Source organism: Oceanobacillus alkalisoli, from assembly GCF_021556485.1.
Classification (GTDB): Bacteria; Bacillota; Bacilli; order Bacillales; family Amphibacillaceae; genus Oceanobacillus; species Oceanobacillus alkalisoli.
On record NZ_JAKGBW010000003.1, the window covers coordinates 196,165 to 211,478 of the forward strand.

At 41.2% G+C, this 15,314-nt stretch carries 14 protein-coding genes; 1 reads left to right on the plus strand and 13 read right to left on the minus strand.

What is annotated here, in order from left to right; translation table 11 throughout:
* Positions 1–350: 350 nt before the first annotated feature.
* From rpoZ to LZD48_RS04910, 5 genes are all read right to left on the minus strand, one after another.
* Positions 351–551: a DNA-directed RNA polymerase subunit omega gene (rpoZ, locus tag LZD48_RS04890; RefSeq protein WP_235761616.1), complete on the minus strand. Its 201-nt coding sequence runs from the start codon at positions 549–551 to the stop codon at positions 351–353.
* A gap of 1 nt (position 552) precedes the next feature.
* On the minus strand, positions 553–1,167 hold the full coding sequence (gmk, locus tag LZD48_RS04895) for a guanylate kinase (RefSeq protein ID WP_235761617.1): 615 nt from the start codon (positions 1,165–1,167) through the stop codon (positions 553–555).
* A gap of 211 nt (positions 1,168–1,378) precedes the next feature.
* The gene (remA, locus tag LZD48_RS04900) at positions 1,379–1,642 is read right to left on the minus strand and encodes an extracellular matrix/biofilm regulator RemA (RefSeq protein ID WP_156855510.1); all 264 of its coding nucleotides are present in this window, start codon (positions 1,640–1,642) and stop codon (positions 1,379–1,381) included.
* A 131-nt stretch (positions 1,643–1,773) separates the two neighbouring features.
* Positions 1,774–2,655, minus strand: coding sequence for a YicC/YloC family endoribonuclease (locus LZD48_RS04905; RefSeq protein ID WP_235761618.1), 882 nt, complete (start codon positions 2,653–2,655; stop codon positions 1,774–1,776).
* A gap of 846 nt (positions 2,656–3,501) precedes the next feature.
* The gene (locus LZD48_RS04910; protein ID WP_235761619.1) at positions 3,502–6,159 is read right to left on the minus strand and encodes a cation-translocating P-type ATPase; all 2,658 of its coding nucleotides are present in this window, start codon (positions 6,157–6,159) and stop codon (positions 3,502–3,504) included.
* A 94-nt stretch (positions 6,160–6,253) separates the two neighbouring features.
* Here LZD48_RS04910 and LZD48_RS04915 point away from each other — a divergent pair, with 94 nt between their 5' ends.
* Positions 6,254–7,960 (plus strand): Rqc2 family fibronectin-binding protein, encoded by a 1,707-nt coding sequence (locus LZD48_RS04915; protein ID WP_235761620.1) that lies wholly within the window; start codon positions 6,254–6,256, stop codon positions 7,958–7,960.
* 451 nt (positions 7,961–8,411) lie between these two features.
* On the opposite strand, the gene LZD48_RS04920 is transcribed toward LZD48_RS04915, so the two are convergent.
* The 8 genes from LZD48_RS04920 to LZD48_RS04955 form a co-directional block, all read right to left on the minus strand.
* On the minus strand, positions 8,412–8,834 hold the full coding sequence (locus LZD48_RS04920; protein ID WP_235761621.1) for an organic hydroperoxide resistance protein: 423 nt from the start codon (positions 8,832–8,834) through the stop codon (positions 8,412–8,414).
* Positions 8,835–9,038: 204 nt separating this feature from the next.
* Positions 9,039–9,905, minus strand: a complete 867-nt coding sequence (locus tag LZD48_RS04925) for a LysR family transcriptional regulator (RefSeq protein WP_235761622.1) — start codon at positions 9,903–9,905, stop codon at positions 9,039–9,041.
* A gap of 230 nt (positions 9,906–10,135) precedes the next feature.
* Complete coding sequence (gene pyrE / locus LZD48_RS04930; protein WP_235761623.1) at positions 10,136–10,753, minus strand: orotate phosphoribosyltransferase; 618 nt, start codon at positions 10,751–10,753, stop codon at positions 10,136–10,138.
* A complete protein-coding gene (gene pyrF, locus LZD48_RS04935) occupies positions 10,743–11,450 on the minus strand; it encodes an orotidine-5'-phosphate decarboxylase (protein WP_235761624.1) in 708 nt (235 codons plus the stop codon). The genes pyrE and pyrF overlap by 11 nt, the downstream gene beginning before the upstream one ends.
* Positions 11,447–12,361 carry a dihydroorotate dehydrogenase gene (locus LZD48_RS04940; protein ID WP_235761625.1) on the minus strand — a complete coding sequence of 305 codons (915 nt, stop codon included), beginning with the start codon at positions 12,359–12,361 and terminating at the stop codon, positions 11,447–11,449. The genes pyrF and LZD48_RS04940 overlap by 4 nt, the downstream gene beginning before the upstream one ends.
* Entirely contained in the window at positions 12,358–13,110 is a 753-nt protein-coding gene (locus LZD48_RS04945; RefSeq protein WP_235761626.1) for a dihydroorotate dehydrogenase electron transfer subunit, read from the minus strand. Before LZD48_RS04945 ends, LZD48_RS04940 begins: the two co-directional genes overlap by 4 nt.
* 28 nt (positions 13,111–13,138) lie before the next feature.
* Positions 13,139–14,425, minus strand: a complete 1,287-nt coding sequence (pyrC, locus tag LZD48_RS04950; protein WP_235761627.1) for a dihydroorotase — start codon at positions 14,423–14,425, stop codon at positions 13,139–13,141.
* Entirely contained in the window at positions 14,388–15,305 is a 918-nt protein-coding gene (locus tag LZD48_RS04955) for an aspartate carbamoyltransferase catalytic subunit (RefSeq protein WP_235761628.1), read from the minus strand. The genes pyrC and LZD48_RS04955 overlap by 38 nt, the downstream gene beginning before the upstream one ends.
* Positions 15,306–15,314 lie beyond the last annotated feature (9 nt).

Genomic DNA, 15,314 nt, shown 5'->3' on the forward strand with positions numbered 1-15,314 from the left:
TAGGGACGTACAAACTGGAATACTCCGTAATGAGATAAAGGAAACACGGTGAGGGACGAATCGATGTTGACTTATCGATTGGAGGAATATGAAGTTTGCTAGTCCCTGCACGCTGCAGCTAGACAACAACAAAAGCGGAAGCGACCCGGTTAGCGACGTACGGGTTGGACTGAACTGTAGGAGATAAAGGAAACACAGCGACCAACGGGAGCTGATGTTGACTTATCGAACGGAGGTGAAGGAAATCCGCTAGTCGCTGGGGCGCTTTCGCTAGACAACAACAAAAGCGGAAGCGTGCGCTTAGGGACGTACAATTCAGAAAGAAAAAACCCCGCTATAAAGCGAGGTGTTTATTCTTCTTCTGCAATATACAATTTTCCATCCGCAATCTCTTCTAGTGCAACCCCAACAAAGGTGTGGGAAGTTGGCTCTTCAATCATTGATTTTTCATCTTCCGCCAGCTGTCTTGCTCGCCTTGCAGATAGTGTGACTAATTCATACTTTGAATAAATTTTTTCCTGTAACTGGTCAATGGATGGTTCTAGCATCATGTCAATCTACCTCCAGTATTTTTCTATATAGTTTTTCCACTCGTTCTCTTTTCAGATGCTCCGCTTTGATAATCGCTTTTACCCGGTCAACAGCCTGATCGACGTCATCATTTACAACAACATAATCATAAGCATGCATCATTTCAATTTCGTTACGGGCTTCTTTTAACCGGTTGATGACAAGTTCTTCCGTTTCTGTTCCACGGCTTACGATGCGATTTTTTAATTCATCAAGACTAGGAGGGAAGAGAAAAATAAAGACTCCTTGCGGGAAGTTATTTTTCACCTGTAAAGCTCCTTGAACTTCAATCTCGAGAAATACGTCTTTTCCTTTTGCTAATGTTTCTTCAACAAAAGCCCTTGGTGTCCCGTAATAGTTATTGACATATTTCGCGTACTCTAAAAGTTCGCTATTCGTAATCATTTGTTCGAATTTTTCCTTCGAACGATAAAAATAATCCACGCCTTCCACTTCGCCCGGTCGCATATTGCGCGTCGTCATGGAAATGGAGTATTGTAAATCCGTCTGTTCTTCAAAAAGTCTTTTTCGAACGGTTCCTTTACCAACACCAGATGGTCCTGAAAGGATAAATAAAATACCTGACTCATCCTTCAATTTCTCTTCCTCCTAATACAAACTTACTCTATAAAGAAATCATCTATTGTTTTAATGATTTATTACGCATTGACGGTCTGTAAATCCCACCTCTATACACGAGGAAAGCTCAAAATGTGAAGACAGGGGATAAACAGTCCGTAAATCCGATTCTGTTCAACTAACATTCAGTTAGGATGGTAAGGAAATCCCCGCTGAATGAAGTTTCACTTTAAGATTCCTCCGTCACTTCTTCATGGTTCATGACTCGTTGCCCGACCGTTTCCGGTTGGACTGCAGATAAAACGACATGATCGCTATCCGTAATAATAACTGCTCTCGTTCTTCTGCCGTATGTAGCATCAACTAACTTATTGTTATCTCTTGCAACCGAAATAATCCGTTTAATAGGAGCTGATTCCGGAGATACAATAGAAATAATTCGATTAGCTGAAACAACATTACCAAATCCAATATTTATTAACGTCAGATTCACTTACGTTCCCCCTTATCAGCTAAAACCGTCTAATAGTATGCATTCAAAAAAATATTTTTGAACAATACCTAATATATCTATTATACTTTAATCTAACAGATATTTATATTTATATCCAATCAAATCTTTAACTACTCGATATTTTGTATTTGTTCTTTTATTTTCTCTATTTCGGTTTTCAGGATGACATCAAGCTCATTGATTTCCGCTGCTGTTGCTTTTGATCCGATTGTATTTGCTTCCCGGTGCATTTCCTGACAGATGAAGTCCAGTTTTCTGCCGACACTTCCTTCTTCTTTTAACGTGCTTTTCATTTGATTGATATGACTATGCAGTCTCGTTAACTCCTCGGTAATATCGCCTTTTTCAGCTAATATGGCTACCTCTTGCATAATCCTTGCCTCATCAATTGTACTGTACGCAGCAAGGTGATCGGTAATTCTTTTATTGATTCTTTCGCGGTAGGTTTCAATTACTTTCGGACGAATGTGTTGCAGGCGGTTCATTGTCTCTTCTAATACCTGTAACCGTTCTTTTAAATCCTTCTCAAGGAAAGCCCCTTCCGCTCGTCTCATTTCCAAAAGCTTCTTGCATGATTGTTCCATCGCTTGTAACAGATTAATTGTTAATGTTTCGTCTTGTTTCTCTTCTTCCTCAACAATAAATATATCCTCTATATTCACCAACTGCTCGATATTCAGTTCACCTTTAATTGGATAATGTTGCTTGATTTCTTCCACGCGCTCAACATACTGTCCCAATAATTCCCAGTCCACATGTACATTTTTATGAATCGATCCTTCACCTTGTACTGATATATATACTTCAATTTTACCTCGTTTAAAATAGTTTTTAATTATTTTCTTGAATTTTTCTTCGAGATAGTAAAAGCTGCGCGGCATTTTTAATGTAATATCTAAGAAACGGTTATTAACAGAACGCATTTCCACCGTTACTCTGTGTTCCGTATGTTCAAGTACTTGTTTCCCATAACCTGTCATGCTCAAGAGCATTTTCATCACTACCTTTTCATGAACAGTATTCTTATGTACTCATCTTTCGCACCTAAAAACACAAAAATAAATCTTCTTTATCAAGCAGCCGAAACCTTTAAGGCATGTACTTAGAAACGATTTAATGAATTTCATAATAAGGATTTACCGCTCCTTCGCCACAACATGTAGTTGCGTAGAATCTTTCTTAACTACATGATGTGGCGAAGAAGCCGTTTTTGTTAATTATGAAATTCATTCGATTACTTAAATAAAAAAGTTCTCCAATCTAAACTGGTGCTCGCTTTCATTCAGCGTAAGTGTGCCTAACTCCGAAACTCCCTTCTGGAGGTCCGCAGTCCAGACACCTCTCGCACCAGCCTATCCTCCCGCAGGAATCTCGAGGTGTCTGGACTGCTACCAGGAAAGGCCGAATATAGACTACTGTTTAATATTCCAGGAGTTTAATCCTTATCGTGACGGAACAATTTCTATTCAGAGAATCATCTAACCAGTTCAGTTGCCCGGGGGACGGTGACTCCTGCGGGAACAGCACGAGCCTGGAGACCCCTTAGTGCTTAGCCCGAGGAGCTCTAGCAGTGCCCAAGGATGCGCATCCGTCCACCGGGCAACTGAACGACGATTAGAGAGCGAACCATGAGAACATGAAAAATACTTACGCTGAATGAATGGAATCGTGTTTATAACTATGATGCATTATCGGCTTTATTCATTATATCAAAGGCTAGCTAACTATTTCAGGCCGAGAAAGTTGAGTTATGTATACCTTACCACGATTTCCCTTTTCTGCGTAATAAAACATACCCGGATCCCCTTGCACAAGGCAGAAGGAATACCGGGCCTGTTTTATTTCTTTGTATAAGCGAATAGTACTGTCGGTAGTAGACTTAGCACAAGCACAATCAACCAATCTAATATTCCGAGTGCAGTAGTATGGAATATCGGTTGAAGTGGTGGCCAATATATGACAACAAGCAATAGCAGGACAGATGACAGGACAGCAAATAGTAAATATTTATTTTCAAAAGGGTTCCGAGCAAAAATGGACTTCTCACTTCGACATTCAAATACATGAATGAGCTGGGCCATAACAAGTGTTGTAAATGTCATCGTCCGAGCATAAGTGAGGTTCTCAGAATCATTATAATAAGCGAACAAGAAAGCAATTAAAGAAACGAGCCCGATCATAATTCCTCTACTGACAATTTTATAACCGAGTCCTCTTGCGAAAATCCCTTCCCGCGGATCTCGCGGTTTTCGTTTCATCACATTTTCTTCTGACGTATCCATTCCAAGTGCCATTGCAGGCAATCCATCCGTTACGAGATTAACCCAAAGGATTTGCACTGGAACAAGGGGTAATGGCATTTTCAGCATCACAGCAAATAACATAACAAGGATTTCCCCAACATTGGAAGCTAGTAAATAACGAATGAATTTCCGGATATTTTCATATATATTCCTTCCTTCATCAATCGCTGCTTTAATTGTTGCAAAGTTATCATCCATTAGAACGAGGGAGGAAGCTTCTTTTGTTACATCCGTCCCGCTTATCCCCATGCTAATGCCGATATCCGCAGCCTTGATGGAAGGGGCATCATTCACGCCGTCTCCTGTCATTGCGACAACATGGCCTCGGCTCTGGAAAGCTTTTACAATCCTTAACTTATGTTCTGGAGTGACTCTAGCAAATACATAAATATCTTCAATTTGTTTTTCCAATTCATGCTGGTTCATTTGATTTAACTCACTCCCTGAAACGACCCGGCCTGATGCAGGGAGTAATTCCAGTTCCTTCGCTATCGCCGTGGCAGTATTTGCATGATCCCCCGTAATCATCACCGTTTTAATCCCAGCTTGTCTACATGCAAGGATTGCTGGTTTTACTTCTTTGCGTGGAGGATCAATCATACCGTATAATCCGATAAACGTAATCTCCGTTTCCAGAAACGCAGCGTCATCAAGCAGTTCATCTTTCCGTAATGGCCGCATACCGATTCCGATAATTCGTAAAGCATCATTTGCCATAAGGTTGATTGCTTGATTAAATTTATCTTTCCCTGCAAAATCAAGAACTTTCCTGCCGTCTTTCGTCAAATGGAACGATGACCTTGGCAATAATACATCAGGCGCTCCCTTTACGATGAGGAAACGTCTGCTGTTTTCATCTTCCACAACGACGCTCATCCGCTTCCTTTCCGAATCAAAAGGAAATTCCTTTATTAACCGATATTCCGTTTTCAGTTCTTCACTTAATCCGAACTTCCGCGCTGCAACAAGCAAAGCCCCATCAACGGGATCGCCATCGATTGTATACTGCCTATCTTGTAACTTTAAATTTGCCTGATTGCAAAGCATGCCATATCGGAGCATCACATTCAAGTTCGGATGGCCTCCATCGACGATTTCGTTTCCATTCAAAATGTCTCCATTAATCTGGTAACCTTCTCCTGTTAAATGAAGGAATTCCCCGTTCAGATAGAGTCTTTTAACAGTCATCTGGTTCTCCGTCATCGTGCCCGTTTTATCGGAACAGATTACGGAAGCGGAGCCTAATGTTTCAACGGAAGAAAGCTTCCGGACAATCGCCTTCCGTCTAATCATTCTTTGTACACCGAGGGATAGAGCAACTGTTACAATTGCCGGTAAGCCTTCTGGAATGGCTGCCACCGCTAAAGAAACACCCGCAAGGACCATATGATAAAGTGGTCTGCCCTGTAAAATTCCCAGAACAACAACTAATGCAGTAAGAAGTAAAGCGACAACAATCAAAACTTTACCAAGTTCCGCTAATTTGCGTTCGAGCGGCGTCATCAGCTTTTTCGTTGTCATCATTAAGGATGCAATTTTCCCCATTTCTGTCTGCATCCCTATTCTTGTGACAATACCGGTACCTTGTCCCCTTGTTACTAATGTTCCCATGAACCCCATGTTCAGCTGATCCTGAGGACCTAAATCGGTCTGTGTCATCGCTTGTCCAATTTTTGCAACGGGTAAGGATTCACCGGTCAAGGCGGATTCCTCGATCTCTAGGCTGTTCGCTTCAACAATACGGATATCAGCCGGGATACGGTCACCGCTTTTTATTTTTATTACATCCCCTGCGACTAGTTCACGGGAATTTACTTTTTCCCATTTCCCATTTCTTTTCACATTGCTTATAGGTGCAGATAATTGCTTCATTTTCTCAAGCGAATCTTCTGCCTTTTGTTCTTGGAAATAGCCGATGCCCCCATTTACAAGTACGATGACCATAATCGCGATCGCATCGACATATTCACCGAGAAGACCGGCAATTAAAGTGGCACCTAATAACACAAGAACCATAAAATCTTGAAATTGTTTCAAGAATAATAGCCACCGGGATTGTTTTTTCTGTGCTTCCAGTTCATTTGCTCCAAACTTTTTTTTCCGTGCTTGTACTTTTTCTTCGGTCAATCCTTCTGGAATGGTGACTTGCAGTTGTTCCTCCACTTCTTTTATATCTAATTGATACCATTTCATCTGCATTCCTCCAAGCCTTTACTAATCCACTACTACCCCATCTATATGCCGTACTCGTGTAATTAATGCTATAATACTTAGAAGAGGTGATTATATGCCATTTGACGGTATCGTTACACGAGCGGTGACAAATGAATTACAAGACGCTCTGCTTCCAGGTAAAATTTCAAAAATTTATCAGCCTACTGCTCAAGAACTTATTTTTACGATTCGCAGTCAGGGAGTAAACCAAAACTTACTCTTTTCGATACATCCAACATATACGCGAATCCATCTAACAAAGAATAGTCTCGTTAATCCGAAAGAACCGCCAATGTTTTGTATGGTACTCAGAAAGCATCTTGGAGGGGCAACGATCAATTCGATTGAACAAGATCGCTTGGAGCGGGTCATAACCTTTTCTTTTTCAACAAGAAATGAAATCGGAGACCAAAGTGAAAAGCAGCTGATCATCGAGTTGATGGGAAGACATAGTAATGTCATTCTCGTTAATGAAGAAACTGGGAAAATCATTGACAGTATGAAACACATTTCCATGGCACAGAACCGCCATCGGACTATTCTGCCAGGACATGACTATTTGAAACCACCGGAGCAAGATAAGCTGAATCCATTGGAAATTGCTGGAGAGGACTTAATAAAACGGATTGATTTTAATGCTGGTAAAATAGACGGGCAGCTTGTCCAAAATCTTACAGGCTACTCCCCTTTCATCACGAAAGAAATAGTAAGAAGGGCTAAGCTTGGTGATATGGCTATTTATCAAGAGAAATTTGAGGAAGTCAATCACGACGTTGTTCAAAAAAAATTTAAACCAACAATTTACACTAACGGGCGCGAAGATTACCACGTCATAGAAATTACAGCAGAGAAATTAGAAAGACAGGAATTTGTTGCGGTGAGTGACATGCTGGACAGTTTCTACTCCGGAAAAGCTGAAAGAGATAGAGTCAAACAGCAAGCAAAAGATCTTTCCCGATTCATCCGAAATGAAATAAACAAAAACGAACGGAAATTGAAAAAGCATTACCTGACATTGAAAAAGGCTGAAAAAGCTGATCGCTATCAAAAATACGGAGAGTTATTAACCGCTCATCTCCACCTGGTAAAGCCTGGTGACACAGTTGTTACAGCGATCGATTATTATGACCCGGAACAGAGTAAAGTGGAAATCGAATTAAACCCGCAAATTTCACCGAGTGAAAATGCCCAGCGCTTTTTCAAGACTTATCAAAAGTTGAAAAACTCGAGGAAAATCGTTCAAATAGAGATTAAAAAGACAGAAGAAGAAATCGATTATTTTGATCGCCTTCTCCAACAAATTGAAGTAGCAAGCGAAGATGATATTGATGAAATCCGCGAAGAACTTAGAGATGAAGGTTATTTAAGAAAACAACGGACAAAAGGTCGGAAGAACAAGGTGCAAAAACCTGTACCAGAAACATTTATCGCTTCGGACGGAACAGCGATTCTTGTTGGCAAGAATAATAAACAAAATGAGTATTTAACAATGAAGCTCGCACGCCGAGATGAAATTTGGCTGCATACAAAAGATATACCTGGGTCACATGTTGTTATTCGAAGTACGGAGCCGAGTGAAGAAACGTTACGTGAAGCGGCAAAACTTGCTGCTTATTTCAGTAAATCCCAACATTCTTCTTCAGTTCCGGTAGATTACACGCTAATTCGCCATGTAAAAAAACCAAACGGAGCGAAACCAGGCTATGTCATATACGACAACCAAAAAACCTTATTCGTTAACCCTTCCGCCAAGTTCGTGGAAGAACATAGACAGAAATAGTAAATCGACAGAACAAAGGCGCAAGCGCCCTTACAGGCTAAGTACGCGATCGTCTTCGCCACGCCTGTACTAGCACATTCTGTGCGTCGTAGCAACGTACAAACTGTGCCTTCCAGGATGGGGTGAACTTAATCGAACTTCCATTCTTCTCTTTGAGATAAAGGAAACTCGGGCGAAGATAGTGAGTAGATGTTGACTTTCACCACAAGGGTATAAGTGCGACTAAGCCTCACAAAGACCGAACGCCGAGTCTTCTTTATCGATTGGAGGAGTGGGAAGTTTGGGACTGCACACTGCTCGCCCCACCAAAAGATCTGCTAGTTGCTGGGCGCAGAGCGGACGTGGCTAGCCTTGGGTATCTAAGTTATCCACAGCATTTTTATTTTATAGTTTCCTATGCAATAAAAAAGGATTATTCCCTCTTCTCGGAATAATCCTTTTTTATTGACTTTTATTCTACTGCTTGGGGGATTAATTTAACGTCTACGTTTCCTCTTGTCGCTTTGGAATATGGACAAGCTTGATGAGCTGCTTCGACCAGTTCGTCGGCTTCTTCAGGACTAACACCGCCGATTTTAACCTTCAGCGTCACACCTATTTTATTGCCGCCGTCGCTTTCATCCTTCATAAAACTAACTTCAGCAGTTGTTTGCGAATCAATTTGTTTATCTTTTTTAGAAGCCATGAGGTTCAACGCTCCATCGAAACAAGCGGAATATCCAGCCGCAAATAATTGCTCTGGATTCGATCCTTTTCCATTCTTATCCTGCAACGGATTAACAAGTTCAAGATCCAGTATGCCGTCCGATGATTTCACATGACCTTCTCGTCCATTTTTGGCTGTTGCACTTGAAGTGAAGAGTACATCACTCATTAACTACCACTCCTTTTCTAATATAATATATATCTTCCACATTTACAGGAAGATAAAACATTATATAGAACGAAACTTCATTCAGTGGGCGACCTTACTTCTCCAGCTGTATATTAGTTGAACAGAATCAGCGATTTACGGAATGTTTACCCCACTTTCACATGTTGGGTTTCCCTCACTTAGAGATGGAGGTATTACAGACTGTTAATGCGTGAGAAATTTAGTAGAAGTCAAGGCCTCAATAAAACGATTCACTTGGGGAAGCTGGCGCGCATCCTCCTGGTAGCAAACCCATGTATCACGGGTAACACTTTCCCCGGCAAGCATCAGTGGCAAATGCGGATATTCTTCCATCATAGAATCCGACACACTCTTTGGCAGAACTGCCATTCCTATTCCCTGTTTCATGAATTGCTTACATGTTTCAATCTGATCTACCGTCATCGTCTTGAGCGGTTTAATTGATGCCTGCTGATAATAAAGCCAGTTATCAACTAATTCATGCATGCTATCATCGCTTTTAAAGGAAATCAATGGCCGTTCCTTCACACCATCTTCTGGAAATGGCTCAGTATCAAAAATATAAAGCGGGTCAGCAAATAGACGTACACAAGTGCTTTCCTTTAATTTATCGCCTCGGATAATGCAGACATCATAATTTTTATGATCAAGGCGAATATCTTCACTAATACCAGTTACAAGGTCGATTGCAACTTTTGGAAACTGATTGGTGTATGCACCGAGGATCTTTGGCAGAAAGCGTTGGCTGATAAGTGAAGAACAAGCAATCGACAAGGTACCCTGCACTTCTTTACTAGACTTCGCAAGTTTATTTAACACGTGTTCTTCCCTATCAATTACTTCTTTTGCATGTTCTAAAATAATTTCACCTGCTGGGGTGAGTTTTAAACGCTTGGATGTTCTTAGAAATATTTGTACTCCGAAATATTCTTCTATGTATTTTAAGCGCTGAGTAACAGCCGGTTGCGAAATAAGGACAATTTTTGCAGTGCCGCGAATCGTACCTATTTCATTTAATTTGATCAACAGTTCATAATCCGTGATTTTCATGTTAACACCCTTATTTGATTTCGATATATCTATTATAAAGGAATCACGGCCAAGATTCAGTAAATCAGGACAGGGGAAAACTGACAGTTTCATGAATTTACATTTAACTATCGCAAAGTAGCAAAGCAAATCACACTTATCACCTTGCTGAATATAAATAACTAGCTGTCCAAACTACGAAATTTGAGTTAACAAATAAACCGAATGAAAGGGTCTCCTTTCACTCGGTCTTAGTTTAATGTATTCCGCCAGTTTAATAGCTCGTGCATTTCTTCCTTACTTAATTCACCGCTGACCGTTAATGCTTCAAGTAGTTCATCAAAATTTGTCACGGTTTCGTGAATGAGGTTTGCTGCACGAAAGTTATCCTTTGCCTTTTCTAATCCGTAAGAAAAAATAGCTAATACACCAGCAACATCTGCCCCAGTAGCGGTAAGAGCTTTCGCAGATTGAATCGCTGAACCACCCGTCGAAATAAGATCTTCAATGACAACGACACGCTGACCTGATTCAATGATTCCTTCAATTTGATTTCCTTTACCGTGGGCTTTCGGCTTGGAACGTACATAAACGAGTGGTAAATCAAGTGCAGTGCTTAACCATGCGGCATGAGGAATCCCTGCTGTAGCACAACCAGCAATTACATCCGGTTTCCAATTATTTGCTTCTAATAGTGAAATAAATCCTTCTGTAACTTTTTTGCGGATGGCCGGATATGACATAATCAACCGGTTATCACAATAGATGGGTGATTTTACACCGGAAGTCCAAGTGAAATAGTTCTTCGCATTAATCTGTACTGCACGAATATCGAGTAAGTCACGCACAAGTTCTTTTTCAATTACCATGTATAAAAGTCTCCTTTATCGCTTCCTGATAAGCTGCTTTCGGATCAGCTGCTCTTGTGATACTTCTTCCCATCACAAGATGGTCGGCCCCTAGTCGACTTGCTTCAGCAGGAGTTGCAACCCTTTCCTGATCATCTTGAGAAGATGCTGCTAAACGGATCCCTGGTGTTACAGTCAAAAAGTCTTCTCCGCATAAGCGCTTTATTTCTTTTACCTCATGAACAGAACAGACAACACCGTCAGCCCCACTTGCTTCAGAAAGACTTGCCAATTTCGTTACCTGCTCATCTAATTTAAGCTGCAGCCCTAATTCCTGTTGCATCGACTGTTCACTCATCGATGTCAGTATCGTAACTGCAAGCAGCCTTGTTTGATCTGCCCCACCTGCAAGCAAGCCTTCTTTCGCCCGTTTCATCATATCGGAACCACCAAGGGCGTGCACATTGACAATATCAACATCCAATCTTGCTAAATTCTTCATGGCCCGTTCCACTGTTGTTGGAATATCGTGAAGTTTTAAATCAAGGAAAATCGAATGATTATCCGCCTTTAATTTTTCAATCATTGCTGGTCCTTCTCGGTAAAAAAGCTCCATCCCTACTTTTACCGGAACTCCTTGCAAATGATGACGAGTAAGGAATTGTTCCGTTTCCTGCCAATCCGAGAAATCTAACGCAAGATAAATTAAGTCTGTCATCCTGTTACCGCCTTTCCGATCGCTTCCTCAACCGAGCTGAAGCCATATTTCTGCAGTACTTTCGGTAACTCTGAAATTAGTTCTGGAAGGATAAGTGGGTTCTGGAAATTTGCTGTTCCGACTGCAACTGCACTTGCTCCAGCGAGCAGGAATTCCAGCACATCTTCTGCCGTTTGAATTCCTCCCATGCCGATAATCGGAATGTTTACTGCTTGTTTCACTTCATAAATCATCCGGACTGCAATCGGCTTAATCGCCGGACCGGAAAGACCGCCTGTTTTATTTGCAATGAGCGGACGTTTCGATGGAAGATGCAGCTGCATGCCTGTTAATGTATTAATCATCGTGAGACCATCTGCTCCAGCTTCTTCTACTGCTTTTGCCATGGCAACAATATCCGATACATTCGGGGAAAGCTTCACATAAACTGGCTTATCACTTGCTTGCTTTACCTTTTCTGTTACATGTTTGGCCATTTCCGGATCTGTTCCAAATTGAATGCCGCCTTCCTTCACATTTGGGCAGGATATATTTAATTCCAGCGCATGTACATTCCGTGTTAGATTAAATTTAGCTGCTACTTCTTCATATTCTTCAACCGTGCTTCCAGCAATATTCGCTATAATAGCTGTGTCATAGTTTGCAAGAAATGGTACTTCTTCGTTAATAATCCTGTCTACACCCGGATTCTGTAAACCGATGGCATTCAACATTCCACTGTTCGTTTCGGCAACTCTTGGTGTTGCGTTTCCTGGACGCTCTTCTCCAGTAGCGGCTTTCATTATGACAGCACCAAGTAAGCTCAAATCATAAAATTTACTGTACTCTTTTCCAAATCCAAAACAGCCAGAAGCAGGCATGAGAGGATTTTTTAATTTTAAGCCGGGTAATTCGACTTGTAAATGGGTCATAACATAACCTCCTCAGCAGCAAAGACCGGTCCATCATGACAGATCTTTTTATAGCTACCTTCTGTTGCTGTCGGGATTACACAAGCTGCACAAGCACCAACTGTACAGCCCATTCGTTCTTCCAATGAGATATACCCGGTTTTGTTTTTCATTTGTTCAGTTAACGCGCGCAGCATTCCGGTCGGCCCACATGCATAATAGGCATCAAAACCAGGAATGATGTTTACAGCATCCGTCACAAAGCCTTTCATCCCATAAGATCCGTCATCCGTTACAATAATCGTCTCTCCTAAGCTCTCAAATTTCTTTTCATAGAAAACATACTTTCCAGATTGAAAGCCAAGAATCGATTTGACTTCAATTCCTTGCTCCTCCAATCGTTTACCGAGATAATACAGTGGTGGAACCCCAATTCCCCCACCGATTAGTAATACTTTATCAACTTGGCCTGAATCTAGAGGAAAACCATTACCATTCGGCCCAAAACAATCGACTTCAGTTCCAGGAATGAATCCAGCAAGTGTATCTGTTCCTTTTCCCATAATTTTGAATAACAGTGTTATTTCCCCATTTTCTCGGTCAATATCTGCAATGGAAATCGGTCTAGGCAGCGTATGATTCGGTAAGGCAATGGAAATAAATTGACCTGGATTTGCTACTTTCGTTATATAATCATCTTCCAATTTCATTTCAATCGTATCTTTTGCAATTTCTCGTATTTGTAAGAGTCTCATTTTAATTTTACGCATGTTTATCCAGCCTCATTTTTGTATATTCTTATGTATGAACGATGTCTGCTTCGTCCTGGTATACGACTTTTCCCTCTGCGATTGTCAGTACTGGATTTCCAACTACGTTCCAACCATTAAATGGTGTGTTTTTACCTTTTGAATAAAACGTATCTTTATCGATTGTCCATTCCTCGGTTAAATCGACGAGAACGATATCTGCAAAACCAGCGACTTCGAGGCGACCATAAGGCAGCCCAAAAACTTCAGCTGGTTTAATCGTCAAGTAGTCAACGAGCTGCTTTAAGCTTAATTTTCCTGATTTTACTAAATGCGTGTAAAGCAGTGGAAAAGCAGTTTCGAGCCCCGTAATTCCAAAAGGCGCCTGCAAAAATCCGAGGTCTTTCTCATATTCAGCATGTGGTGCATGGTCTGTCGCTATAAAGTCGAGTGTGCCATCGAGCAACCCTTCGAGTAACGCTTCTTGATCTTCTTTTGCCCGTAATGGCGGATTCATCTTAAAGTTTGCATCATCTGATAAAATAGCTTGTTCATTTAGTATTAAATGATGTGGTGTCACTTCAGCGGTTACATTAATCCCCGCTCGCTTTGCATCACGGATGACACGCACAGATTCTTTCGTACTGACGTGGCATACATGATAATGACACCCGGCCTTTTCAGCTAGTAGGACGTCTCTTGCAATTTGCACGGATTCACTGATTCCAGGTAGACCCGGCAAATGAAGTCGCTCACTCACTTCGCCGTCATGAACAACTCCGCCATAAACAATTGAATTATCCTCACAATGGGCCACAATCGCTTTACCAAGTTTCGCGGCACGCTTCATTGCTTGGAGCATAAGGTCTGCCGTCTGCACGCCTACACCATCATCCGTGTAGGCAAAAGCTTTCGTCAAGCTTTCTAAATCTGTAAGCTCTTTTCCTTCGAGACCTTTTGTTATGGATGCATAGGGTAGAACGCGGACAGCCGCGTCATCTTCAACCTTTGTTAGAAGATTATCTAATCTTCCCTGGTCATCTGGGACTGGATTTGTGTTTGGCATAGCAGCAACTGTCGTAAAACCACCTCTTGCTGCCGCCTTTGTTCCCGTTTTAATCGTTTCTTTATGTTCTCCGCCGGGCTCTCTTAAATGGATATGGAGATCAATGAACCCTGGCAAGGCCAGCTTTCCTTTTCCGTCAATTACTTCATCTGTACCGATACTTAAACAGTCAGCAATTTCCGATATTTTATTACCATCAATCCGTATTTCTTTTTGAATTATTTCACCTGTTTCAGATAGCAGTTTGATATTTTTCATTAACTTTTTCATTTAAAATGCCCCACTCCTTCAATAGGTTGATGATGATTGCCATTCGCACGTAAACACCATTATTCATCTGTTTAAAGATTCGTGACCGTTCACATTCGACTAAGCATGAGTCAATTTCTACTCCGCGATTAATCGGTGCCGGGTGCATGATGATTGCATTATCTTTCATCCTGCTCTCCCTCTCCTTTGTTAATCCATATTGCTTTAGATAACCATACGTGTTCATTGAATGTTCATGACGCTCATGCTGAATCCGTAAGAGCATGACGACATCACATACTTCTACTGCTTCATCAATTGGAAGATAAGGAAATTCTAATGCGTCTCTTTCCATTCCTTGTGCTGCACTTAAATATACTTCGGCCCCAAGTTTCTGTAAGCAAGCAGCATTGGATCTTGCTACTCTGCTATGTTTGATATCTCCGGCTATCGCAATTTTTAAGCCCTTAAATTTTTTAAATTCTTGATAAATCGTTAGTAAGTCAAGCATGGTTTGAGTCGGATGCTCTTTCGCTCCCGCTCCGCCGTTTATTAATGGAATGGACATTTTTCCTTCTAATTCTTCATACCAATCATCATCTTCGTGACGGACGACTAATAAGTCAGCTCCGATTGCTTCAAAAGTCTTCGCTGTATCGTAAAGTGATTCTCCCTTTAATACAGCTGAATTTTGCGCGTGAAAATCCAAGTTTTCTATCCCTAATTTTCTCTCTGCTACAACGAAGCTCATTTTCGTTCTTGTACTCGGTTCAAAAAATAAGTTTGCCGCAAATAATTGCTGTTCAAGTTTGTATTCATTGCTTCGAAGCTTTTCCGCACCCTCTAAAATGGAATGAATTTCCTCTGTTGTCAATTGGTCTACTGAAATAAAATGTCTCATCTTTCTCCC